The following is a 22,398-nucleotide window of genomic DNA, read 5'->3' as shown; positions in this document are numbered from 1 at the left end:
CGGTACTTGGGTCCCCGCCTGCGCGGGGACGACGTGTTTATTGAGCCGTTTGTCCCAGTCGTTCGATAAACCCGTGGATCAGCGCGACCATATCCGTGGCCGCAATCGCAGCATACTTCAGCGTCTGCTCGTGCGACAGCGGGAACGGGGTCAGGCCCTCGGCCAGGTTGGTGATGGCGGACATGCCCGCGACCTTCAGGCCGCAGTGGCGCGCCGCGATCACTTCCGGCACGACGGACATGCCGACGACGTCCGCGCCCAGCGCCTTGAACGCGCGGATTTCGGCGGCCGTCTCGAAGTTCGGGCCCGGGCAGGCCAGGTACACGCCTTCGTTCAGCGTGATGTTCTTCTCGGCCGCCGTGGCCTTGACCAGGTCGCGCATGCCGGCGTCGTACGCGTTGGCCATGCTGAAGAAGCGCGGGCCGAAGCGTTCGTCGTTCGGGCCGGCCATCGGGCTGCCCGGCAGCAGGTTGATATGGTCGGTCAGCACGACGACGCTGCCGGCGTCCACTTCGGCACGCAGCGAGCCTGCCGCATTCGTCACGAACAGCAGTTCGCAGCCGATCAGTTTGAACGTGCGCACGGCCGACGTCATCACGCCCGGTCCATATCCTTCGTAGAAGTGGCCGCGGCCCTTCATGCACGCGACCGGGACGCCGGCCAGCGTACCCAGTACCAGCTCGCCCGCGTGGCCGTGCACGGTGCTGATCGGGAAGCCCGGCAGGTCGGCATAGCTGATCGCGACCGCATCCGTCATCTGCTCGGCCAGCACGCCGAGGCCGGAACCGAGGATCAGGGCCACGCGCGGCGTGAAGCCCGGCTTGCGGGCGCGGATGACATCGGCGGCTTCGAAGGGAGTGTTGCTGAAGGAGTGAGTAGTCATTGTCGCGCTCTGATCGAGAATTGGGCCGGCGGCTGCACCGAAATGTGGCAACTATGCATGAATGTCGATTGTGTTGGCAAATACCATTTTTCTGTTCGATTTATATCTTCGCAGAATAAATTCGCGCTAGACTTTCCGCACACACGTTGACCTCGACCAAACATATGTTTAAGATGAAAAACAAAAGTTTAACCCATTTACCATCGTGACCGAATCGTCCAAGAAACAACAGCTGTACGAGGCCATCCGCGCGAACCCGTTCATTTCGCAGCAAGAGCTCGCCAACGAGCTGGGCCTGTCGCGCTCGGCCGTCGCCGGCTATATCGCGGGCCTGATCCGCGAGCGCAGGCTGCTCGGGCGCGCCTACGTGCTGCCGGACCACCGCCCCGTCGTGTGCGTGGGTGCGGCGAACCTCGACCGCAAGCTGCGCTCGACCGGCGCGCTCGCGCTGGGCACGTCGAACCCGGCCAGCCAGAGCGAATCGTTCGGCGGCGTGGCGCGCAACATCGCCGAGAACCTCGCCCGGCTGGGCACGACGGTCGCGCTGCTGACGGCCATCGGCGCCGACACTTCCGGCACTGCCCTGCTCGCCCACGCCGAGGATCTCGGCATCGACGTGCGCGGCGCCCTGCGCCTGTCCGGCTGCTGCAGCGGCACGTACACGGCCGTGCTGGACCGCGACGGCGAGATGGTCGTCGCGCTGGCCGACATGGCGTTGTACGACCGCCTGGCTCCCGCCTTCGTCGACGCGCGCCAGGCGCAGCTCGCGGGCGCCGCCCTCGTCGTGGCCGACCTGAACCTGCCGCGGGACACCGTCGCCGCCCTCGCCGTCCAGGCCCGCCGCCACGCCACGCCGCTCGTGCTGGTGGCCGTGTCCGAACCGAAGATGGCGCGCCTGCCCGCGGACCTGTCCGGCGTGCGTCTCCTGATCCTGAACGCCGGCGAGCTGGCGGCCCGGGTCGGGCGTCCGCTCGCGGACGATGCCGCGATCGCACAGGCGATGCGCGAGGTGCGGGCCCAGGGCGCGCGCGACCTCGTCGTCACGCGCGGCGCGCGCGGCGTCCTCGCCACCGCGGGCGAGCGGATCGTCGACCTGCCCGCCGTGCCTGCCGACGTCGTCGACGTGACCGGCGCCGGCGACGCGTTCGCCGCGGCCGTCTGCTGGTCGCTCGTGCAGGACGACGGTGCCGACGACCTCGTGCTGGCCTGCCGGCGCGGGCTGCATCTGTCGGCCCTCACGCTGGGCGTGCCCGAGACCGTGCACCCCGGCCTGGGGCCGGACAGCCTCGCCGCCGTTTCAACCGAACATCCGCTTCCACAGGACTGAACATGCAAGCCTTCCTCCAGTTTTCCCCCGAAGTGCAGGCCGCGCGCGCGGCCGGCAAGCCCGTCGTCGCGCTCGAATCGACGATCATCTCGCACGGCATGCCGTATCCGCAGAACGTGCAGACGGCGCGCGAGGTCGAGCAGGTGATCCGCGACGCCGGCGCGACACCGGCAACCATCGCCCTCATCGACGGCAAAATTTGCGTGGGCCTGGCCGACAGCCAGCTCGAACGGCTGGGCAATGCGCCGGACGCGCTGAAGGTGAGCCGGCGCGACCTGGCCTACGTGCTGGCCGAGAAAAAGCTGGGCGCGACGACGGTCGCCGCCACGATGATCTGCGCGGCGCTGGCCGGCATCGAGGTGTTCGTCACGGGCGGCATCGGCGGCGTGCACCGCGGCGCGGAAACGAGCTTCGACATCTCCGCCGACCTGCAGGAACTGGCGCGCACCAACGTCGCCGTCGTGTGCGCGGGCGTGAAATCCATCCTCGACATCGGCCTCACGCTGGAATACCTGGAGACGCACGGCGTGCCGGTGGTCAGCGTCGGCCAGCCCGGCTTTCCCGCGTTCTTCACGCGCGACTCCGGTTTCGACGCCGACTTCCAGCTCGACACGCCGGAGCAGCAGGCCCGCTTCATCCGCACCAAGTGGCAGCTGGGGCTCACGGGCGGCGTCGTCGTCAGCAATCCGGTGCCGGCGGAATCCGCAATGCGCAACGACGAGATCGACGGCATCATCGCCCAGGCGCTGGGCGAGGCCAGCGCGCAAGGCGTGAAAGGCAAGGCCGTGACGCCGTTCCTGCTGGCCCGCATCAAGGACCTGACGGGCGGCCGCAGCCTCGCCACCAACATCGCGCTGGTGAAGAACAACGCCCTCGCCGGCGCCCGCCTGGCGGTGGCGCTGCACGGCACGGCACGCGCCTGACGACGAGCGAGGCCCTATGTCGATCGACCTGAAGCAACTGAAATACTTCCTGGCGGTGGCCGAAGAAAAAAGCTTCAGCCGCGCCGCCGAACGCCTGCACATATCGCAGCCGCCGCTGTCGCAGCAGATCATGAAGCTGGAGAGCGAGCTCGGGGTGCGCCTGTTCGCGCGCACGACGCGCAGCTTCGAACTGACCGTCGCCGGCAAGGCGCTGATGCAGGAGGCGGCCGACCTGCTGGGCCGCATGCGCATGACCATCGACACGATCCGCCAGATCGACCGCGGCGAGGTGGGCCGCCTGCGCGTGGGCATCGTCGGCTCGGCGATGTGGGGGCCGATCCCGGGCCTGCTGGAACAGTTCCAGAGCCAGTTCCCGCGCGTGACGTGGACCATCCACGAACTGGGGCCGAACGACCAGTGGGACGCGCTGCGCGGGCGCCAGATCGACGTCGGTTTCTGGCGCGAGCCCAGGATCGACGAAGACGTGCTGAGGAACGCCGGCCTGCGCCAGGAACTGTGCTTCCGCGAGGAAGTGTGCGTGGCCATGAACGCGCAGCACCCGCTGGCGCAGCAGGACGCCATCGAGTTGATGGACATCGCGCACGAACCCATGCTGACCCTGCACCTGGACCAGTCGGCCGAGCCGCGCTACCTGATCCAGTGCTGCGTCAACGCGGGCTTCCAGCCGACGATCTTCCAGGAGGCCGCCGAGCCGCAGACCCTGCTGGCGATGGTCGGCGCGGGACTGGGCGTGGCGCTGATGCCGTCGACGACGAGCCGCATCGGCTGGCCGGGCGTGCGCTTCCTGCCGGTGCGCACGAACCCGCCGTCGGCCAATCTGTACATCACCTATCCGACGCAGGACGATGCGCCGGTCGTGCGGGCGTTCCTCAAGATCCTGAATCCCGCGGGCGAGTAAGGCGCTAGCGCAGGGAACTGTAGTTCAGCGGCGCCCACGCATAGCCGCTGCCGCTGCGCTCGATGTAGCCCAGGCCGGGGAACGGCGCGTGGGCCGCGGCCACGATGACCCCGCGCGCGGCCGCATCCGCGAACACGGCGGCGCGCTGGCGCCGCGCCGCGTTCGGGTCTTCGTCGAACTGGATCGTCACCTGCGGTTCAGCCATCTGCACGTCCTTCGCATGCAGCGTGTCGCCCACGAAGCGGATCGTCTGGCCGCCGGCCGTCAGTTCGTACATGGTATGGCCCGGCGTATGCCCCGGTGCCGGCACCGCCCGGATGCCGGGCACCACCTCGCCGGGACCGTCGAAGGTCCGGACCCGGCCCGCTTGCCGGTAAGGCGCGAACGCCGCCAACGCCTCGTCGATGACGTGGACGCTTTCCGGACGCACCCTGGTGCGGTTGGCCGGATCGAGCCAGGCGTCGGCATCGTGCTTCGCCACGACCACTTCCGCATTGGGCAGCACGGCCTTGCCGTCGACCGTCAGGCCGTTCGAGTGATCGCCGTGGATGTGCGTGAGCAGCACGGTGTCGACGTCTTCCGGCCGGTAGCCGGCGGCGCGGATGTTGTCCGCCAGGTGGCCGCCGTGCGCCCCGAAGCTGGTGCCGGCTCCGGTGTCGATGAGCACCAGCCGCTTGCCGGTGTTGACGAGGAATGCGTTGATCGACGTCTCCACCTGCGTGCCGAGATGGTGGCTGGCCAGGACGTCTTTCACGTGGGCCGCGCCGGTGCCCGTCAACAGCTTGTCGAGCGGGATGGTCACAGTGCCGTCCGACAGCGCGGTGATCTCGACGTCGCCGAGCAGGACACGATAAAAACCCGGCGCCTGGGTGCGCACCTGGGGCGCGGCAGCGTGCGCCGCCGGCAGCCAGGCAGGCGTTGCCAGCAGCGCCGAGGCGGTCAGGAACAGGGGTGGCAGGATTTGCGAAAGCTTGGTCATGGTGGACTCCTCTGGCGTTGAACGATGCATCCATGATCCAATAGCGCACTACATCAATCAAATCGATTATCTAGATTATGGGAATCAGTGAAAATGATTTCAGAGGCGTCGACCTGAATCTCATGGTGACGTTCCTCGTACTGATGCGCGAGCGCAGCGTGTCTGCCGCCGCCCACAAACTGTTCCTCGGCCAGCCGGCCGTCAGCGGTGCGCTGGCGCGCCTGCGCCAGCTGTTCGGCGACGAGTTGCTCGTGCGCGGCACGCGCGGCATGGAACCGACGCCGCGTGCACTCGAACTGGAAGCCGCCATCACGCCGGCCGTGACGATGCTGCAAAAGGCGATCACCGTACCGCCGGCCTTCGACCCGGCCAGCGCCGAGCGGCTGTTCATCGTCGGCATGCCGGACTGGGTCGAGCACTGGCTGGTGCCGGCCCTGCTCGCACGCGTGCGCCGGCTGGCGCCGCGCGTGCGCATCGTGCTCAAGGAAAGCAATCCGTTCGCCATCAGCGACATGCTGGACAAGGACGAGATCGAACTCGGCGTGGCGTCCATGCGTCCCGGCCCGCGCTGGCAGCACCAGCGGACGCTGCGCGAGATGGGATTCCGCTGCGTCTACGACCCGCGCCAGTTGCCGTTCAAGGGCGACGTGACGCTGGCGCAGTACGTCGCGGTGCCGCACCTGCTGGTGAGCTACAGGGGCGCCGTCGAGGGCCCGACCGACGCGGTGCTGGCCGGGCTCGGGCTGCGCCGCGAGGTGCGCTATACGACACCGCGCTTCTCGTCGGTGCCCGGCGTGCTCGGTGCGAGCGCCATCGTGGCGACGGTCCCGGAGGTGCTGGCCGACCGCTGGGCCGCGGCGGGCCTGCTGGCGTCGAGCGCGGTGCCCGTCACGCTGGAACGCTTCACCGTCTCGATGGGGTGGCATGCACGGCGCGACGACGACGCGGCATTGCACTGGTTGATGGACGTGATCGAGGACGTGGCGCGCGCCGTCCCGTGACCCGCGGTGTCAATGCGTCGCGCCGCCCGCCTCTTGCGTATCGGCCTCCGTGACGACCGCCACCTCGACCGCGATGCGCAGCGCATCGACGATATCGCGCAGCGCCATCGACGGCGGCCGCTCCGGCCGGTCCGCGGCCTGCTCCGGCAGGAACGGCACGTGGACGAAGCCGGCCTTCAGCGGCTGTCCCACCGCGGCGTGCATCAGCCCATAGAACACGTGGTTGCACACGAAGGTGCCGGCCGTCTGCGACACGCCGGCCGGAAAGCCGCGCAGGCGCAGCGCTTTCACGATGGCCTTGACGGGCAGCGTGCTGAAATACGCGGCCGGCCCGTCCGCCACGATGGGCGTGTCGACGGGCTGGCTGCCTGCGTTGTCGCGGATGGATGCGTCGTCGACGTTGATGGCCACGCGCTCCAGCGAAATCTCGGAGCGGCCGCCAGCCTGGCCGACGGCGATCACGATGTCGGGCCTGACGCCGGCGACGGCGTCGCGCAGGACGTCGCGCGCGCTGCCGAACACGCACGGCAGCTGGCGCGCGACGACGGAAAAGCCTGGCCCGGACCAGCCGTCCAGCGCGCGCACGGCTTCCCACGACGGGTTGATGGTGGCGCCGTTGAAGGGTTCGAACCCGGTCAGCAGGACGGTCTTGGCGGAAGCTTGGGGGGTGGGTGCGGTCATGGTCGCCTCATCGATACATCAGGAAGTACAGCAAAACGATATTCGCGCCCAGCAGCGGCAGCGCGGTCGGCAACTGGGCCTTGATCACGGCATTCTTGTCGGGCAGGTCGAGCAGCGCCGCCGGCACGATATTGAAATTCGCCGCCATCGGCGTCATCAGCGTGCCGCAATAGGCACTGAACATGCCGATCGCCGCCATCACGGCCGGATTCGCACGGTACACCCCGACCAGGACGGGAATCCCGATGCCGCCCGCGATGACGGGGAACGCGGCGAAGCCGTTGCCCATCACGACGGTAAATAATGCCATGCCCACGCAGAACGCGGCGCAGGCCAGCAGGCGCGAATCGAGCGGCAGATAACTGGTCACGACGTGGGCCACGGCCTTGCCCACGCCCGCCTCGGCAAACAGCAGCCCGAGCACGGCCAGCATGTGCGGCAGCACGACGGCCCAGCTCATCGCGTCGATCAGCCGGCGCGCCTCGCGCACGCCCTGCAGCGGCGTCGCGCGCGTGAGCGCGCACGCGAGCGCCAGCGCGACGATACTGCCGCAGCCCATGCTCACGAGCGTCAGGTTGTTCCGGTCCAGCAGGACAGCGAGGCCGACGTGGACGTCCTTGAGCACGACGGAGCCGAACATCGTCACGACGGGAATCGCCAGCGCCGGCACGAGCAGCCGGTTGCCCAGCCGCGCCGCGCTGGATAACCTGGCCTCTTCCGGCAGGACGCTTGCCCTGCCGGGGCGCACGAGGCCGCAGCCGGCGATGAGGGCCATCGCGATCATCAGCACGCCCGCCGCGGCCGGCGGCAGGCGCTCGCCCAGCAGGTAGACGAGCGCATACAGGCCCCAGAACAGCGCCGTCGTGAAGCGGCGCGGATTGGTCTCGTCGCGCACGGTCATGACGGCCGTCGCCGCGAACAGCAGGCCGACCAGCACATAGAAAAAGTCGAGCGAGACGATCACGGGGCAACCTCGCGCACCGCCTCGCGGCGGATGCGCGCGTCGAGCCGGCGCAGGTTCCAGGCGTGGATGACGAAGGCCGTCACCGCGGTCGGGATGCCCCACAGCGCCATCCGGATCGGATCGACGTCGAGGCCCTCGGCCTTGAGGATGGTCTGCATCAGCACGATGGCGCCGAACGCGACGAACACGTCCTCGCCGAAGAACAGGCCGACGTTGTCCGTGGCCGCGCTCATCGCGCGGATGTGCTGGCGCAGCGGTTCCGGCAACTGCCCGTGGCGCGCTTCGGCCGCCGCTTCGGCCATCGGCGCGACGAGGGGGCGCACCATGTTCGGATGGCCGCCCAGGCTCGTCAGGCCGAACGCGGCGGCGATTTCGCGCGCCAGCAGGTACACCGTCAGCAGGCGCCCCGTCGTGGCCGCACGGATGCGCGCGATGCTGGCCTGCGCGTGCTCCTTGAGGCCGAACCGTTCCAGCAGGCCGATCGCGGCCAGCGGCAGCAGCAGGATCAGCGGCAGGTTGCGGGTCTTGATGAACGCGGTGCCGAGCGATTCCAGCAGGTGGACCACGGGCAGGTGCGCGGCCCAGCCGGTCACCCCGCAGGCCACGATCACGACGAGCACCGGATTGGCGCGCAACAGGAATCCGGCAGCGACGGCGGCGATGCCGAGCAGCGGCCACAGGTTGACAGCGGATTGCATGAGTCTCCAGCGGTTGTGGGTGCGTGCGGAATCTTACCTCACGGGTAAGAACGCCGAACAGAACCCTTGCTTGCACCCGGAGCAACGGCTGCCTTAGGCTGACTCACTTCGGCTATCCATGATCGCTAGTTGACGTACACTGAACGGCGGAGATCGGCAACAAGCAGTCCGTCACTTTCCGATCGACGTTGAGTTTGTACACTCATAAAAATGAAACCAGACCGAGTAATTGTAGCCAGCTTGCAACTTTTGTCGCTTACCATGGGTTGCCTCATTATTGTTATCAGCGTTCCGTTAGCCTTCCTAGGAGGCGCCGCGCCGAGTGACACGGTAACAACATTGTCTGAATTGCTCGCTGTACCATTCGTCGCTTGTGTACTAGCTTCAGGCTTCCTCTACGTAGGAATACTTTGGAAGAAGGTTGGAGGGTCGATAGCGCATCGAGTCGTCGCCGGTCTTCTCTTGGCAGTACCGTCACTAGCAGGTTTTAGTCTACTAATGGATTCTAGCCATCAAGAGATGCATCCAGCAGGATACTTACTGCTAGTACCTGCATTGGTTTTGTTCCTTCGGACTGTCTGGCCATTTTGCTTGCCGCCAGATAATTCTTCCGCATCATCTCAATGACGGGTTAGTTAGTCCTAACGCAGCTTTTGACAGTCCGCTTCGGGTCGGTTCCGGCCTGTTGTGACCGTTCGTGACTTTTCCAGCTCGGCAAGATGCTATGCTGGCTTGAACGGCCGAGGTCGGCCACAAGCAGACGGTGGTCGAGCGGTCCTAAGTGTGTGTAGGGCGAGGTCATGAACTTACGTTGTATCGTTTAAGGTCATCAATGCGAACTGTAACAACCTTCAACTTCAAACTATTCAACTTATCCAGATCCGAGACGAAGCAGCGGCTCGGCGCTGATGCCGCATATTGGCATCATTCGCGACTTCAAGCTCAAGGCGTCAAAGCCGAGGCACCTCGTCCTACGGGCTTCGGTTGGTAGGCCATCAAGGTATGGAAATGAAGGACATCTCGATGATAAGAAACTGGCTCCTCCCCTTCGCCTTGGCGTTTTCAGTCACCACGCTGGCCTGCGCTGCCGACCCCGAGCCGCGCCACGTCGTGCTACGGAACACCCAAATCGTGACTGTGCAATCAAAGATCACCGGCAAGGCGCACGAGCTGATCGTGATGCTGCCGGACAGCTACTCTTGGAGTCCGGGCAAGAAATACCCGGTGCTTTACTTCCTCGATGCCTACTGGGACGTGCCGCTGATGTCCGCCCTGCACGGCAGCCTTGTCTACGACAAGATGATGCCCGAGTGCATCATGGTGGGCTTGTCCTATCCCGACGGCACCGACTACAACGTCGAACGCATGCACGACTACACGTACACGGCGATGGCAGGGGCCGCCGGATCGGGCAAGGGCGACCAGTTCCTCGACTTCATCCGCAAGGAAGCCGCGCCGCTAATCGAAACCACCTACCGCGCCGACCAGACCAACCGCGTCCTCGTCGGGGCTTCGCTGGGTGGCCTGTTTGCGCTGGGCGCCGCGTTGAAAGATCCGGATTTCTTCAACGGGTATGTCGCCGTGAGCCCGGCCGTCGTCTGGGATAACGGTGCGCTGTTCAAGCTGGAGGAAGCATTCGCCAAGCAGAATCGGCCGCTCAAGGCGCGCATGTTCATTTCGGCCGGTTCGCTCGAACCCGTCCAGTTCCGGGGACCGATCGAACTATTCGAAAAACAGATCGGAACACACGGCTACAAGGGCTTGGAATTGCAGAGCTATACGGTGGAGGGAACGGACCACGGCACCGTCAAGCCCGAAAGCTATCTTCGCGGCCTGAAATGGGTGTGGCAGGGGCGCCAGTGAACGCCGCGGTGCGCGCACAGATACGCCCAAGACAATCTCATCCGAAGCCAATGAAAGAGATTGGAAACTGATCGCGTGGGGATGTCCGCTTCGGGTCGGCAGCGGCCTGCCGTGACAGTCCGCGACTTTTCCAGCTCGGCAACCTGCCATGCTGAGCCGAACGGCCGGGTTCGGCCCAGGCTGTGTAAAAACATAAATGCCGATCCTTCGGCCTCGATGATCCGCTGGCGGTCGGCGGTCGCCCGGTCGGCTTCCGCACCGCGCACGCGCCGACGCGCACGGCTGGCCAGTTGACGGGCTGCGTCGGGCGACTTGTCCAGGATCGGCGCGATGTCCTCGAACGGCAGGTCGAACAGGTCGTGCAGCACGAAAGCCAGTCGTTCGGATGGCGACAGGCGATCGAGGACCACGAGCATCGCCACGCGGACGGCATCGGCCAGCATGATGTCGTGTTCCGGGGCGGCGTCGGACGCCAGGTCGAAGTCGGAATCGATCGGATCTTCGGCACGGGCGGTCCGGGCGCGCAGCATGTCCAGGCAGATGCGCGCGACGACCGTGGTCAGACAGCCGGGCAGGTTGGCGACGTCGCTCCGCAGCGCTGGGCAATGCCGTCAACGACAGCAGCCTCCCGGCCAGGACGCGCGACCTGGCCCACCTGCGGGCCAGCCAGATCAACGGCTGCGGCGTCTGCTGCGACATGCACCCGCGCATGATGAAGCGCGCCGGCGAGACCGACGAGCGCCTGTTCGCCGTGGCCGCATGGCGCGACACGCCTTACTTCAGCGACGCCGAGCGCGCGGCGCTGGCCCTGGCCGAATGCGTGACGCGCATGGCCGACCGCGCCGATCCCGTGCCCGACGCAGTCTGGGATGAAGCGGCCCGCCACTACGACGAACGTGCGCTCGCGGACCTCGTCGTGCCGATCTCGTCGTGCGGATCTCGGCGATCAACGTGTGGAACCGGCTGAACGGCAGCATGCGCCAGGCCGCCGGCCAGTGGGCCTGAGCGCCGGCGCGGTCACCGGCGGGCCGTCGCGTTTGTCCGAGCCAGGCACCGCGCCCGTTGGTATACTCCGCTGGCGTTCTTTCACCCAATCATTTCAACAAGGATCTTTATGCGCTTCCTGCGTTTTGCCATTGTCGCCGCCAGCCTGGTCGTTACGACTGCGTTTGCGTCACCGAGCGACCCCAAGCAAGGTGCCGAGTACACGGTGCTGCCAGTGCCGCAGCCGAGCCAGACGGCCGGCAAAAAGGTCGAAGTCATCGAGTTCTTCATGTACCACTGCCCGTACTGCCACGCGCTGGAACCGGTCCTGGAGCAATGGGTCAAGAAGGAGGGCGACAACATCATCTTCAAGCGCATCCATTTACCGTACCAGGGCGCCAACGATCCCGAAACGCATCTGTTCCTGACGCTGCAGGCGATGGGGAAGAGCGAAGCGTACCAGGCCAGGGTATTGGACGCGGTGGGCGACATCGTGCGACGCAAGCGGTCGGAGACGTTGACCGAGCAGGAGCTCCTCGGCGTGGCCTACGGCCTGCCGGGCATCGACAAGGGCAGGTTCATGGACACCTGGAACTCATTCGGCGTAAGGACGATGCTCAACCGCCTGCCCGGCATCGTCAGCAACAACTATAAAATCGATTCCACGCCGACCGTCGTGGTCGACGGCAAGTACGTGATCTCGCCAGGACAAGTGGCTGAGGCAACGCACACGCGGGATCAGCAGCAGTTGTTCCAGGAAACCCTCCAGGTCGTGGGGGCGCTGGTGGCAAAGGTACAGCAGTCGAAATGACGCATCCATCCCCCACGCGCGATTCGCGTGGGGGATGTTGCCATCATCGACCGCCTGCTTCGGATCGGGACCGGCCGGGCCGAAGCGGTCCCGCCGAGCGTTTCGTTCGTTCGGCTGTTCACGGATCGGTTGGCGCTATGTGATCTGCGCCGTTCGCGTGCGCCGCATGCGGACACGCCGTCGCATCAACGCGACGAGAACCCGACCTGCACATGAGCGGCCGGCGCGTTTTGCGCACACGCATGGCACGCCGGACGGTGCGCGGTAAGCTCGATGCCGTTTCCATCCGGGGTTTTGCCATGACAGCCATCGAACGCACAGTACGCCTGTTCCTGCTGACCGCCTGCCTGCTGCTGGGCGTGGGCGGATGCGGCGGCGACGTCGGGATCGGGATCAGCTGGTATCACGAGGATGACCACCCGTGGCCCGACCACCCCGACTGGCCCAGCTGGCCCGACCGGCCGCAGGGCGCGACCGGCCTGTTCCCGATCGCGGGCGACATCTGCGGCCAATGTGCGGGCTCGCAGGACGGCACCGGCGGCGCCGCGCGCTTCAACGCGCCGCAGGGCATTGCGGCGGACGCGGCCGGCAACCTGTACGTGGCCGAAAGCCCCAGCGCCACCGTGCGCAAGATCTCGCCCCAGGGCGTCGTGACGACGCTGGCGGGCACGCGGGGCGCCGTCGGCTATGCGGACGGCGCCGGCGCGGCGGCCCGCTTCAGCGACCCGAGCCGGCTCGTCGCGGATGCCGACGGCAACCTGTACGTGACGGACAGCGGCAACTCCGTCATCCGCCGCGTGGCGCCGGACGGCACGACGACCACCATCGCCGGCAACGGCACGTGCGGCAGCGCGGATGGCCGCGGCGCCACGGCGCGCTTCTGCAAGCCGCGGGGCATCGCGCTCGACCGCCAGGGCAACCTGTGGGTGGCCGATACCGGCAACCACATGCTGCGCCGCATCGATGCCGCGGGCAACGTGACGACCGTGGCCGGCACGCCGGGCGTGTGCGGCAGCCGCGACGGCAGCGGCGGGCAGGCGCAGTTCTGCGACCCGCAGGACGTGGGCGTCGACAACTGGGGCAATGTCTACGTCGTCGACACGGGCAACTCGACGATCCGCATGGTGAACGACAAGGGCATCGTATCCACGCTGGCGGGCCAGGCGGGGCGGTGCGACGCCGTCGACGGCAGCCCGGGCGTCTCGCGCCTGTGCGCGCCGAGCGGCATCACGGTCGACGGCAACGATTTATACATCGCCGACACCGGCAACTCGACCATCCGCCGCATCAACCTGGACAACGTGACGAGCACCGTGGCCGGCGTGCCCGGCCACGCCGGCATCGTCCTCGGCGCCCTGCCCGGCGGCCTGGACCGGCCGATCGGCGTGACGCTGGCCCCCGACCGCTCGATCGCGCTCACGACACACAACCTCGTCGTGAAACTGTCGCCGGCGAAGTGATTCAGTCCGGGCGAACGGGATTGCTCGCATCCTTGCCGACGACGGTGACCCACGGCCGCACGTGCCATTGCTGCACGAGGCCGTGGACGACGTAAGGATCGGCACGGGCAAAGCGCTCGGCGGCGTCCGACGATTCGCCGCTGAACAGCAGCACGGCCCGGTCGGCCGGATCGGCGAGCGCGCCGGCAATGACGATCTCGCCACGCTCCTGGGCCGCCCAGGCCAGCTTGAGGTGCTCGTCGCGGAATTCGCCGCGGCGCTCCAGGTAGTCGGGCGCCAGGTCATAGATCAGCAGGAAGTGCACGGCATGTCTCCATCAAAATGACGATACTGAACATCTTAATCGGTCCGGCGCGACCTCGTCATCCGCGAGCAACGAGACCGTCCCTCACGCCAGCACGACGATCACTTCCCGGGCCCGCGGCCGACACCGCTGTTGGCCGCGCCTGGCGTCGCAAGTTCACCCGCCGGCGTCATCACCGTGCCCGCCGGATGGGATTTGGCGAGCGGGCCGGTGAAGGCAATGCCCGTGCCCGCCACGCTGGCTCCGGCATCATGGGCGAGCGCCAGCGGCGCCGCGAGCGTCAGCTTGCCTGCCCGCCACGCGGTATCCACCGCTGCGACGGTACCCTTTTCTTCATCGGCGCCGCTGCCGATGACCACCGCCTGGCCGACCGCGAACTGGCGCGGGTCGTCGACGCGGACGACGGTGGCGCCCTTGTCCGCGGGCGCCGACGCATGGGTGATCCCGGGCGAACCGACCGTTGCGACCGTCAGGGTCTCGGCATTGGCGCCCGCATCCAGGACGACGGTCTGGCCCGGCGAAACGTGCGTGACCGTGACGGCCTTGACGGTCGTCGATCCCGCAACCGCCGCGCCTGTCCTGACCGAGTCGGACGTCACGAAATCCGTGCAATCGTTATCGCTGTCCTGGCCGTCCGGATAACGCCTCGTGCTGCCCTGGGTCGCATCGATCTGGCCGACGTGGCCGCTGGACGGGATGCCCGGCAGGTCGCGCCGCTCGGCACGCGCGCCGGGGATGCCAGGCGCGCCCGCGTAGCAGGTGGCGTCCTTGCCGGCGGCCCCGCGAAAGCCAGCGGATGCCCACGGATCGACGATGCCGCCGTAGTTCAGGCTGTCGACCACATGTCCCGCCGCATCGCGCAGCACCATGCTGCCCGCTTCCCGGGACAATTCCGGGCCGCCGAACCACTGGTCCGGCTTGCCCTGGAATCCCGCGCTGGTCACGGTGTCCACCCGCACGACGGCATCCGTGTCGTGGGCACGGGTCAGGGCGCGGTCCAGCACGATCCCGCTGCCGGCCGGGCGCACGGGTTCGTTGCTCGAGTGCGCATGGCGGGTGGCGGGACTGAAGCTGATGCCGGTACCGCGCACGCTGAACGGCAGGTTGGCGGCATGGCCGTGCTTCAACGGCGCCGCCAGTTCGAGGCCCGTGCCCGGCTCCACGAAGGGTTCGTTGGCCACGTGGCGCTTGCCGAGTGCCGGCGAAATCGTCAGCGTGAGGTCGGCACCCGGCTGGCCCACGACGCTGACGATGTCGACGGTTTCGAGATTGCCGGGCGCGCCGATCACGGCTTTTCCAGGGGTGTAATCGATGTTCTTTCTCACCGGGAAACCAAACGCGCCATGCACGACGATCGTCGTGGTGCCGGCAGCGGCATCGCGGGCCAGGCTGGTGCGCCGGGCGGCGGTGCCCACGTTCTTGACGGTGACGATATCGACGCCGTGGTCGACACTGTCGATGTCGAGCCGGATCTTGTCGCCGACCGCGATGCCATTGGTCGACGTCACCTGGATCGTGGTCGAACCCGCCGCCGCGTCGAGACCGAGCCACGCCTGGTTGCCCGCCGTGCCGACGCCGGTAATGGTCACTTTCTCATAGTGTTCGGTCGCGCGCCCGACGACGGGATACGTGGTTCCGTAGCCGAGGGCAAGCGTATCGCCGACGGCGAACCCTTCGGTGGTCGTCACCGGCACGCTCGTCGATCCGGCCGGAATGGTGATGATGGGGCCATCGGGAAGCGGCTGCCACAGCGGCGTCGCCTCGCCGGCCGGCGTGCCGACCCGGACGACCTTGCGGGTTTCGCGGTCCCGACCGCTGCCGACGACGATGGTGTCGCCCGGCATGATGCCGTCGACATTTCGCACGTGGATGGTCGTGTCGCCAGGCGTGGCGGGCAGCACGAGGCCCGAATCGGACAGGCCCAGTACATAGAAGCCATGCGGCGCCAGCGTGGTAGCGGCAGGAATCTTCACCGCCGAGAACAGCGCCTCGCGCGCCGCGTGCTGGGCGAAGGTCCAGTTCGAGATATCGACCGCTTGCGCACCGGCGTTGTACAACTCGATGAAGGCATTGGTCGGGTTGTTGCTCGCACCGTCGCTCAGGCGGAATTCGTTGATCTTCACGGGCGCCACGTTGCGGACTTTCGCGACGGCCGAAGCGGTGCGTCGTGCGTGGCTCGCGGGTTCCGTCCAGGTTGCCATGCCGTTCAGGTCACCGTTGAACGGGGCGGCGCCGGACCTGACCGTGAAGGCCGCATGCACGCTGTCACCAGGTGCGATCGCGTCGGCGAAGGTTTTCGCCGGCGCCGCCGTGCCGGCCACCACGGCGCGCCAGCCCGTCGGCACCGCCATCGACAGCGTGGCGCCCTGGACGGGGTGGCCCGTCGTATTCGTGAACGTGACCGTCATGTCGCGGGATTCCAGCGGCGCGAAGGTGTGCAGGCCGGACGGCGCGTCGGCAACGGATTGGGTCCCGACACTGACGGCCGCTACGTCGTAGCGGGCAGCCGCCACGTTGTGCGCGACCAGCTGGTCCGTGTCGTTGGAAGGATACGTGCGCGGTGCCGTCATCGCACCTTCGTAGAACGTGCCTTGCGACGCGGCGCTGTTGTCGCCGCCATTGCCGAGAATGACGGCGCCCTGCTTGCGCATGGGATCGTACGACGCATCGATCCGGCGGCCTTCGTACATGACGGCAAGCTGCCCCCGCCGGGCATCGCCGCCCAGCGTCGCCCAATGTCCGGGCTTGCCTTTCGTGACGGCGGTGATGAAGCGCGCGCCGAGAGTGGGCACGCCGCCGCACAGCTTCGATTTGTCATCGTTGACGCAACCGACAAGATTGTTTTCCTGGTCGGCCATCACCCAGGGCCCGGGTCCGCTGCCACGATACCACCCGGTCGCGTTGCCGAAATAGATCGCCTCCATCGTGCCGTTGTCGTCGTCGATGCTGTCGATCTCGCCGTTGCCGTAGTCGAAGCAGCAATCCTGATTGTAGTGATAGCCGTTGATGACGGCATATTGCCCGCCCGCCTGATCATCGACGGGCACGCCCTTCGTGTCGTTCAGGCGCAGGCCCATGCCCGGCGCGATATACACGCCATAGACCTTGTGCCCCATGACCGTGACCGGCGCCAGGTCCGCCAGCGGCAGATTGTCCATGCCGCCCAGCGCCGGCCCCGTCCAGGTGCCGCGCGGCGCCTGCACCAGGTGATTGCGCTTGCCCGACTGGTCGTACAGCACCGTGATCCAGCAATAGGTATTGGCGCAAAACGCATCCTGCGCCGCCGCGTTCGCGTAACCGCCGGCATCGGGAACCGGCAGGCGTGCGGGTCGCACGACGCCGATGTCGAGCGTTTTCCCGTCCGACTGGCGCATGACCTGGTACAGCGGCCCGTCGTACGCCGCGTAGAGCGCGCGCGTGCTGCTGTGCGCGGCGACGCAAGGCGCACCGGCCTTCGCGTAGAGATCGCAGGGTCCTTCGGGCCGGACCGGGATGGCGCGCGTGGCGGCTTTCGGGGCTGCCTGCGCGGATGCCCAGGGCAGCACTCCGCTCGACATGAACGCCAGCGTGATCGCCAGGCCGGCGGCAAATTTCAGGATTCGCATGTATTCGTTCTTTTCGATGACCGTCGGGAATGATTTGTGATCGATAACCAAATCACGGAACCGTTCATCGTAGAATGAAATACATTGCCTTGACCAATTACTTTTTCTCTTCGACCGATATTCGATTTGCAATGCCTTCGTGCCCCGGCCGGGCCAGCCTCAGCGCGGCGTCGAACCGCCCCGTCCACGCTGGTCCGCGGCACGGGCGACGATCGCATCGGCGCGCGCCTGGGCCCGGGCTTTCTCGGCGGCCGTCAGGCCGGCACCGACCTCGTCGAGGAAGGGACCGTTGAACGGAATGGCCTGCTGCTCGGGCACGCCGTCCAGCTTGACCATGATGTCGCGCAGCGCCATGCCGTAGGCCAGCGCGCTCTGCCGGTCGGCCGCGATGGCGGGATGCCCGAACCAGAAACCGGTGAACACCTGGTACAGGCTGGACCAGTAACCCTGCTCGGCCTGCTCGTCCAGCATCCCGTTGACGCGCGCCTTCCACGCCTTGACGAGCGGATCGTCGGGGCGCGTCGTGAGGGCGGTCGGGTCGCCGAACGGGCCCTCTTCGACCAGTTCCGCCAGCGCGCCGGGAACAAACGCGCGCGCGGCGCGCTCGAGGTGGTCGATGCGAGCCATCTTCATTCGTTCGTTCAAGGTCGCGCAGGCATGTGCGGGGTCGGCGAGCGCTTCCCGGTCCATGCCTTCGCGCGCGGGCAAGTGCCTGGTCCGCTCGAACACGACGCACGAGTGCAATAGCCACCAGGCCTGAAACGCGTCGTGCGGATCGCCGCTCGCGGCCAGGCGCTCGATGCGCCGCGCCAGCGGTTCGGCCGGGGCCGCCTCGGGTAGCGGGCCCAGTTCGCCCAGGCCGGACAACCATGCCGGCCCCGTCGCACCCGTCGCCGCGGACGTCGTCGCCGCCGCCGGCGCAGGCAAGGCCGCCGGCGCAGGTACTGACGGCGGCGCCGGTCGCCACACCGGCAGCACCAACACGACGACCAGGCCCAGCACGGCAACCGCCGGCACGACCGTTTTCCACCTCATGTGCGCTCCGCGTTCTCTGTTCGTAAACAGCCTAACAAAGCCGTCCCCGCCGCGGCAACGCCGGCGCTGTAACAGGTTGTTGCAGCGAAACTACTCTTCATGCATCCGTACCATAATGAAGACGCATTTGATGGGCAGCGCACAGAATAATCCGGCAGGCAGAGGTAGACTGTATACATGAGCACACATAAAAAACTGGCGGCGGGTATGGCTGGCTTTGCCAGCATGCTGTGGCTGGGCCTCACGGCCGCGGTCGCCGCGAACCAGCGCCGTCTCGTGTTCAATCCCACCGTCGAGCGCGAAGTGCTGCATCCGCGCAGCAGCGGCCACCGCACCCGGCCCGTCGTGCTGCGCGCCAAGGACGGCACGCGGCTGTCCGGCTGGCTGATGACGCCGCCGATGCCCGGCTCGCGTCCCGCCGTCATTTATTTTGGCGGGCGCTCCGAAGAAGTGTCCTGGGTCGTGCGCGATGCCGGCAAGCTCTTTCCTGGCATGGCTGTGCTGGCCGTGAATTACCGCGGCTATGGCGACTCGCACGGCGACCCGGCCGAAGCGCACATGGTCGACGATGCCTGCATGCTGTTCGACTGGATGGCCGCGCACCATCACGTCGATCCGCGCCGCATCGCCGTCGTCGGCCGCAGCCTCGGTTCCGGCGTGGCCGTGCAGGTGGCGAAGGAGCGGCCCGTGCACTCCGTCGTGCTGATCACGCCGTACGACTCGATCCTCGCGCTCGCCAAGCGCAAGTTCCGCGTGATGCCGATCGAATACATGCTGCGCCACCGCTTCGAGTCGATCAAGTACGCGCCCACGCTCAAGGCGCCGACCTTCGTGCTGCGCGCGGCCAGCGACGACATCGTGCCCCATTCGCACACCGACCAGCTCGTTTCCAAGCTGGCCCAGCTGATCGCGGACGAGACCGTGCCCGATTCGGACCACCTGAACATCCCGTACCTGGAAGACACCCAGGCGCGCATCGCCCGTTTCCTCACGTCGCAGTTCGCCCCCGCCCCGACCGCGATCCCGTCCCCGGCCGTTGCCGACATCGTCGTCCCGGCCGTGACGGCCCCGGCCGCGGTGGCCGTGGCAGCCGTCGCCGCCCTGCCCGTTGCGCCCGCGCTTCCGCTCGCCAAACAATGAGCCCCGTGGTTTTCTACAAGAAACCGACTGGACCCGCGCTCATTTATATTTTTGCCATATAAATTACTAAGTAAAATCGTATTTGCCACGAATAAACGGGCTGATGCATAGTTCCGAAAATCCCCCCTCCCAGCACAGCCGTTGCGCCGGTACAATACGGGATTCAGGAGCCAAATCGATGAAATTCAAGCATATTTGTATGACGATCGCGGCGCTGTGCATCAGCGCCAGCGCCAGTGCCGACATGGCCGGCGCGAAGCTCGCGATCGTCTACGATGCCGGCGGCAAGTTCGACAAGTCCTTCAACCAGTCCGCCTCCGAAGGCGTGATGCGGTTCATGAAGGAAACCGGCCTCAAGGTGTTTGAAGCCCAGGCGAACTACGATACCCAGGCCGAGCAGGTGCTGCGCGCCCTCGCCCGCAAGAAGCTGCAATTGATCGTCTCGATCGGCTTTTCGCAGACGCAGCCCGTGCAAAAGATCGCGGCCGAATACCCGAACGTGCACTTCGTCATCATCGACGGCAATGCCCAGGGCAAGAACGTCAATTCCGTGCTGTTCAAGGAGCAGGAAGGCTCGTACCTCGTCGGCGTCGCCGCCGCCATGGCCTCGAAGACCAAGACGATCAGCTTCGTCGGCGGCATGGACATCCCCTTGATCCGCGCGTTCGCCTGCGGCTACGAGCAGGGCGCGAAAGTGGTCAATCCGAAGGTCCAGGTGCTGCAGAACATGGTCGGCACGACGAGCGCGGCCTGGAACGACCCGGCCAAGGGCGGCGAGCTGGCGCGCGCCCAGTTCGACCGCGGTTCCGACGTCGTGTTCGCCGTGGCCGGCGGGTCCGGCATGGGCGCCCTGCAGATGGCCAAGGAAAAGGGCAAGCTGGCGATCGGCGTCGACTCGAACCAGAACTATCTGTACCCGGGCACCATGCTGACGTCGATGGTCAAGCGCGTCGACAACGCCGCCTACGAAGCCTTCATGAAAGCCCGCAACGGCCAGTTCACGTCCGGCATCACGTACGAAGGCCTCAAGGAAGGCGGCGTGGACTGGGTGCTCGACAAGGACAACCGCATGGTCGTCACCCCCGAAATCGAAAAACGCGTGATGGCTGCGCGGGCCGACATCATCGCCGGCAAGGTCAAGGTGGTCGACTATCGCGCGGCCGGTTCCTGCCCGCAGTAACGTATCGAATTGTTGGAAGATGAAAGCGCGCCGCGCCGGTTCGAAGCCGGCGCGGCGCGCTTTTAGATGAATGCCTTCCCTTTTACTCTGTCTACCGAAAACGGACCGCTATGCAGTCAGCCGTAGAATTTCGCAACATTAGCAAAGCCTTCGGGGCGGTGCAGGCGAATGCCGACGTCAGCTTCTCGATCGCCAAGGGCTCGATCCACGGCGTGATCGGAGAAAACGGCGCCGGCAAGTCGACCCTGATGAGCATCCTGTACGGCTACTACAATGCCGACAGCGGCCAGGTCCTGGTCGACGGCCAGGCGCGCGACATCCGCACGAGCCATGAGGCGATCGCGCTCGGCATCGGCATGGTGCACCAGCACTTCATGCTCGTCGAGAACATGACCGTCCTCGACAACGTCATGCTGGGCAATGAAGGCGGCTTCAAGCTGGCCGCCAGGCGCGGCGCCGTGGAAGCGAAGCTGCGCGAGATCTGCGACCGCTACCGCCTCGACGTCGATCCGCTCGCGACGGTCCACGACCTGTCCGTCGGCGCGCAACAGCGCGTGGAAATCCTCAAGCAGATCTACCGCAGCGCCGACATCCTGATCCTCGACGAACCCACCGCGGTGCTGACCGCGCAGGAGACGGCGTCGCTGTTCGAGATCCTGCGGCTGTTCAAGGACCAGGGCAAGACCATCATCCTGATCACCCACAAGCTGCAGGAGATCATGGAGATCACGGACGAGGTGACGGTGATGCGCGCGGGCCGCGTCGTCGGCGCGGTGAAGACGGCGGAGACGTCGAAGGAGCAGCTGGCGAACATGATGGTCGGCCGCCCGATCCAGAGCGAGCTGCCGCGCGCGCCGTTCAATCCGGGCGCCGAAGTGCTGAAGGTGGCGAACCTGCAGCTGAAGGACGCGAACGGCGTCGCCCTGCTGTCCGACATCGATTTTACGCTGCGCGCGGGCGAGGTCGTCGCCATCGCGGGCGTGTCGGGCAATGGCCAGAGCGAGCTGCTGGAGATCCTTTCCGGCATGCGCCTGCCCACCGCCGGCCGCGTCGACTTCCTCGGCCGCGAGCTGCCGTACGGCGGCCGCACGAACGCGGACGGCCTTCCGGCGACGTTCCGCGCGCTCGGCATCGGCCACGTGCCGGAAGACCGCCTGCGCGACGGGGTGATCAAGGATTTCTCCGTCATGCAGAACACGGTGTTCGGCTACCAGGACGACGTGAAAAACCGCTGGGGCCTGTTCGACCATAAAAAAATCGCGCAGCGCTGCGCGCACCTGATGACGGCGTTCGACGTGCGGCCGAACAATCCGGACCTGCGCATCGGCCTTCTGTCGGGCGGCAACCAGCAAAAGGTCGTGATCGCGCGCGAAGTGGCCGCGAAGCCGAAGCTGATGCTGGTCGGCCAGCCGACGCGCGGCGTCGACATCGGCACCATCGAAAGCATCCACACGCAGCTCTTGCGCCTGCGCGACGAAGGCGTGGCGATCCTGCTGTCGTCGGTGGAACTGGAAGAGGTGCGCGCGCTCGCCGACCGCATCATCGTGATGTGCGGCGGCCGCATCGCCGGCATCCTCCCCATCGACGAATTCGACACCACCCGCATCGGCCTGCTGATGGGCGGCATGCACAAGTCCTGAC

Annotated in this window: 20 protein-coding genes; 11 read left to right on the top strand and 9 right to left on the bottom strand. The window is 66.7% G+C overall.

The genetic code is table 11. The features are described 5' to 3' along the window. Positions 1 to 37: 37 nt before the first annotated feature. Positions 38 to 883: a xanthosine phosphorylase gene (gene xapA / locus ASC93_RS17300; RefSeq protein ID WP_056444836.1), complete on the bottom strand. Its 846-nt coding sequence runs from the start codon at positions 881 to 883 to the stop codon at positions 38 to 40. Positions 884 to 1,088: 205 nt separating this feature from the next. Here xapA and ASC93_RS17295 point away from each other — a divergent pair, with 205 nt between their 5' ends. From ASC93_RS17295 to ASC93_RS17285, 3 genes are read left to right on the top strand one after another with little or no spacing between them, the layout of a single operon-like run. After that, on the top strand, positions 1,089 to 2,210 hold the full coding sequence (locus tag ASC93_RS17295) for a carbohydrate kinase (RefSeq protein ID WP_056444833.1): 1,122 nt from the start codon (positions 1,089 to 1,091) through the stop codon (positions 2,208 to 2,210). A 2-nt stretch (positions 2,211 to 2,212) separates the two neighbouring features. Continuing rightward, complete coding sequence (locus ASC93_RS17290; RefSeq protein WP_056444830.1) at positions 2,213 to 3,133, top strand: pseudouridine-5'-phosphate glycosidase; 921 nt, start codon at positions 2,213 to 2,215, stop codon at positions 3,131 to 3,133. Between the two features lie 16 nt (positions 3,134 to 3,149). Then, positions 3,150 to 4,052 carry a LysR family transcriptional regulator gene (locus ASC93_RS17285; protein WP_056444827.1) on the top strand — a complete coding sequence of 301 codons (903 nt, stop codon included), beginning with the start codon at positions 3,150 to 3,152 and terminating at the stop codon, positions 4,050 to 4,052. A gap of 4 nt (positions 4,053 to 4,056) precedes the next feature. Here the strand turns inward: ASC93_RS17285 and ASC93_RS17280 are convergent, their stop codons facing one another. Next, positions 4,057 to 5,031: an MBL fold metallo-hydrolase gene (locus ASC93_RS17280; protein WP_056444824.1), complete on the bottom strand. Its 975-nt coding sequence runs from the start codon at positions 5,029 to 5,031 to the stop codon at positions 4,057 to 4,059. 122 nt (positions 5,032 to 5,153) lie between these two features. Between ASC93_RS17280 and ASC93_RS17275 the strand changes: the two genes are divergently transcribed. After that, positions 5,154 to 6,032: a LysR family transcriptional regulator gene (locus tag ASC93_RS17275; protein WP_056444821.1), complete on the top strand. Its 879-nt coding sequence runs from the start codon at positions 5,154 to 5,156 to the stop codon at positions 6,030 to 6,032. A gap of 9 nt (positions 6,033 to 6,041) precedes the next feature. On the opposite strand, the gene pcp is transcribed toward ASC93_RS17275, so the two are convergent. From pcp to ASC93_RS17260, 3 genes are read right to left on the bottom strand one after another with little or no spacing between them, the layout of a single operon-like run. After that, a complete protein-coding gene (gene pcp / locus ASC93_RS17270; RefSeq protein WP_056444818.1) occupies positions 6,042 to 6,713 on the bottom strand; it encodes a pyroglutamyl-peptidase I in 672 nt (223 codons plus the stop codon). Positions 6,714 to 6,720: 7 nt separating this feature from the next. Next, on the bottom strand, positions 6,721 to 7,677 hold the full coding sequence (locus tag ASC93_RS17265; RefSeq protein WP_056444815.1) for a DUF979 domain-containing protein: 957 nt from the start codon (positions 7,675 to 7,677) through the stop codon (positions 6,721 to 6,723). Continuing rightward, positions 7,674 to 8,375 (bottom strand): DUF969 domain-containing protein, encoded by a 702-nt coding sequence (locus ASC93_RS17260; protein ID WP_056444812.1) that lies wholly within the window; start codon positions 8,373 to 8,375, stop codon positions 7,674 to 7,676. Before ASC93_RS17260 ends, ASC93_RS17265 begins: the two co-directional genes overlap by 4 nt. 1,008 nt (positions 8,376 to 9,383) lie before the next feature. Between ASC93_RS17260 and ASC93_RS17255 the strand changes: the two genes are divergently transcribed. Then, on the top strand, positions 9,384 to 10,238 hold the full coding sequence (locus tag ASC93_RS17255; protein ID WP_162251913.1) for an alpha/beta hydrolase: 855 nt from the start codon (positions 9,384 to 9,386) through the stop codon (positions 10,236 to 10,238). Here ASC93_RS17255 and ASC93_RS17250 read toward each other — a convergent pair. After that, the gene (locus ASC93_RS17250; protein WP_056444806.1) at positions 10,196 to 10,768 is read right to left on the bottom strand and encodes a sigma factor-like helix-turn-helix DNA-binding protein; all 573 of its coding nucleotides are present in this window, start codon (positions 10,766 to 10,768) and stop codon (positions 10,196 to 10,198) included. The two genes, ASC93_RS17255 and ASC93_RS17250, sit on opposite strands and share 43 nt — an antisense overlap. Positions 10,769 to 10,836: 68 nt before the next feature. Between ASC93_RS17250 and ASC93_RS17245 the strand changes: the two genes are divergently transcribed. The 3 genes from ASC93_RS17245 to ASC93_RS17235 all read left to right on the top strand — a co-directional run bounded on the left by ASC93_RS17245 (position 10,837) and on the right by ASC93_RS17235 (position 13,493). Continuing rightward, positions 10,837 to 11,205 carry a carboxymuconolactone decarboxylase family protein gene (locus ASC93_RS17245; RefSeq protein ID WP_200958354.1) on the top strand — a complete coding sequence of 123 codons (369 nt, stop codon included), beginning with the start codon at positions 10,837 to 10,839 and terminating at the stop codon, positions 11,203 to 11,205. 147 nt (positions 11,206 to 11,352) lie between these two features. Beyond that, positions 11,353 to 12,033, top strand: coding sequence for a thiol:disulfide interchange protein DsbA/DsbL (locus ASC93_RS17240; RefSeq protein ID WP_056444802.1), 681 nt, complete (start codon positions 11,353 to 11,355; stop codon positions 12,031 to 12,033). Between the two features lie 299 nt (positions 12,034 to 12,332). Further along, complete coding sequence (locus ASC93_RS17235; RefSeq protein ID WP_157201979.1) at positions 12,333 to 13,493, top strand: SMP-30/gluconolactonase/LRE family protein; 1,161 nt, start codon at positions 12,333 to 12,335, stop codon at positions 13,491 to 13,493. Between the two features lies 1 nt (position 13,494). Here the strand turns inward: ASC93_RS17235 and ASC93_RS17230 are convergent, their stop codons facing one another. The 3 genes from ASC93_RS17230 to ASC93_RS17220 all read right to left on the bottom strand — a co-directional run bounded on the left by ASC93_RS17230 (position 13,495) and on the right by ASC93_RS17220 (position 18,437). Next, positions 13,495 to 13,797 carry a YciI-like protein gene (locus tag ASC93_RS17230; protein ID WP_056444796.1) on the bottom strand — a complete coding sequence of 101 codons (303 nt, stop codon included), beginning with the start codon at positions 13,795 to 13,797 and terminating at the stop codon, positions 13,495 to 13,497. 101 nt (positions 13,798 to 13,898) lie between these two features. Further along, positions 13,899 to 17,402 carry an arabinofuranosidase catalytic domain-containing protein gene (locus ASC93_RS17225; protein WP_056444859.1) on the bottom strand — a complete coding sequence of 1,168 codons (3,504 nt, stop codon included), beginning with the start codon at positions 17,400 to 17,402 and terminating at the stop codon, positions 13,899 to 13,901. Positions 17,403 to 17,561: 159 nt separating this feature from the next. Continuing rightward, complete coding sequence (locus tag ASC93_RS17220; protein WP_056444794.1) at positions 17,562 to 18,437, bottom strand: hypothetical protein; 876 nt, start codon at positions 18,435 to 18,437, stop codon at positions 17,562 to 17,564. Between the two features lie 177 nt (positions 18,438 to 18,614). Between ASC93_RS17220 and ASC93_RS17215 the strand changes: the two genes are divergently transcribed. From ASC93_RS17215 to ASC93_RS17205, 3 genes are all read left to right on the top strand, one after another. Next, entirely contained in the window at positions 18,615 to 19,577 is a 963-nt protein-coding gene (locus tag ASC93_RS17215; protein WP_056444791.1) for an alpha/beta hydrolase, read from the top strand. A 178-nt stretch (positions 19,578 to 19,755) separates the two neighbouring features. Continuing rightward, positions 19,756 to 20,757: a BMP family protein gene (locus ASC93_RS17210; protein WP_056444788.1), complete on the top strand. Its 1,002-nt coding sequence runs from the start codon at positions 19,756 to 19,758 to the stop codon at positions 20,755 to 20,757. Between the two features lie 110 nt (positions 20,758 to 20,867). Then, a complete protein-coding gene (locus tag ASC93_RS17205; RefSeq protein ID WP_056444785.1) occupies positions 20,868 to 22,397 on the top strand; it encodes an ABC transporter ATP-binding protein in 1,530 nt (509 codons plus the stop codon). Position 22,398: the final 1 nt, after the last annotated feature.

The organism is Massilia sp. Root335 (genome assembly GCF_001425685.1).
Lineage (GTDB): Bacteria > Pseudomonadota > Gammaproteobacteria > Burkholderiales > Burkholderiaceae_D > Telluria > Telluria luteola.
The sequence above is the reverse complement of the archived record's forward strand: the minus strand, read 5'-3'. Positions and strand labels throughout refer to the sequence as shown.

What these genes read in the sequence shown, in the direction of transcription:
- xapA (WP_056444836.1), bottom strand. Translation starts at nt 883, where the DNA reads ATGACTACTCACTCCTTCAGCAACACTCCCTTCGAAGCCGCCGATGTC.
- ASC93_RS17290 (WP_056444830.1), top strand. Translation starts at nt 2,213, where the DNA reads ATGCAAGCCTTCCTCCAGTTTTCCCCCGAAGTGCAGGCCGCGCGCGCG.
- ASC93_RS17285 (WP_056444827.1), top strand. Translation starts at nt 3,150, where the DNA reads ATGTCGATCGACCTGAAGCAACTGAAATACTTCCTGGCGGTGGCCGAA.
- ASC93_RS17280 (WP_056444824.1), bottom strand. Translation starts at nt 5,031, where the DNA reads ATGACCAAGCTTTCGCAAATCCTGCCACCCCTGTTCCTGACCGCCTCG.
- ASC93_RS17275 (WP_056444821.1), top strand. Translation starts at nt 5,154, where the DNA reads ATGGTGACGTTCCTCGTACTGATGCGCGAGCGCAGCGTGTCTGCCGCC.
- pcp (WP_056444818.1), bottom strand. Translation starts at nt 6,713, where the DNA reads ATGACCGCACCCACCCCCCAAGCTTCCGCCAAGACCGTCCTGCTGACC.
- ASC93_RS17260 (WP_056444812.1), bottom strand. Translation starts at nt 8,375, where the DNA reads ATGCAATCCGCTGTCAACCTGTGGCCGCTGCTCGGCATCGCCGCCGTC.
- ASC93_RS17255 (WP_162251913.1), top strand. Translation starts at nt 9,384, where the DNA reads ATGAAGGACATCTCGATGATAAGAAACTGGCTCCTCCCCTTCGCCTTG.
- ASC93_RS17250 (WP_056444806.1), bottom strand. Translation starts at nt 10,768, where the DNA reads ATGCTGCGCGCCCGGACCGCCCGTGCCGAAGATCCGATCGATTCCGAC.
- ASC93_RS17240 (WP_056444802.1), top strand. Translation starts at nt 11,353, where the DNA reads ATGCGCTTCCTGCGTTTTGCCATTGTCGCCGCCAGCCTGGTCGTTACG.
- ASC93_RS17235 (WP_157201979.1), top strand. Translation starts at nt 12,333, where the DNA reads ATGACAGCCATCGAACGCACAGTACGCCTGTTCCTGCTGACCGCCTGC.
- ASC93_RS17225 (WP_056444859.1), bottom strand. Translation starts at nt 17,402, where the DNA reads ATGCGAATCCTGAAATTTGCCGCCGGCCTGGCGATCACGCTGGCGTTC.
- ASC93_RS17220 (WP_056444794.1), bottom strand. Translation starts at nt 18,437, where the DNA reads ATGAGGTGGAAAACGGTCGTGCCGGCGGTTGCCGTGCTGGGCCTGGTC.
- ASC93_RS17215 (WP_056444791.1), top strand. Translation starts at nt 18,615, where the DNA reads ATGAGCACACATAAAAAACTGGCGGCGGGTATGGCTGGCTTTGCCAGC.
- ASC93_RS17210 (WP_056444788.1), top strand. Translation starts at nt 19,756, where the DNA reads ATGAAATTCAAGCATATTTGTATGACGATCGCGGCGCTGTGCATCAGC.
- ASC93_RS17205 (WP_056444785.1), top strand. Translation starts at nt 20,868, where the DNA reads ATGCAGTCAGCCGTAGAATTTCGCAACATTAGCAAAGCCTTCGGGGCG.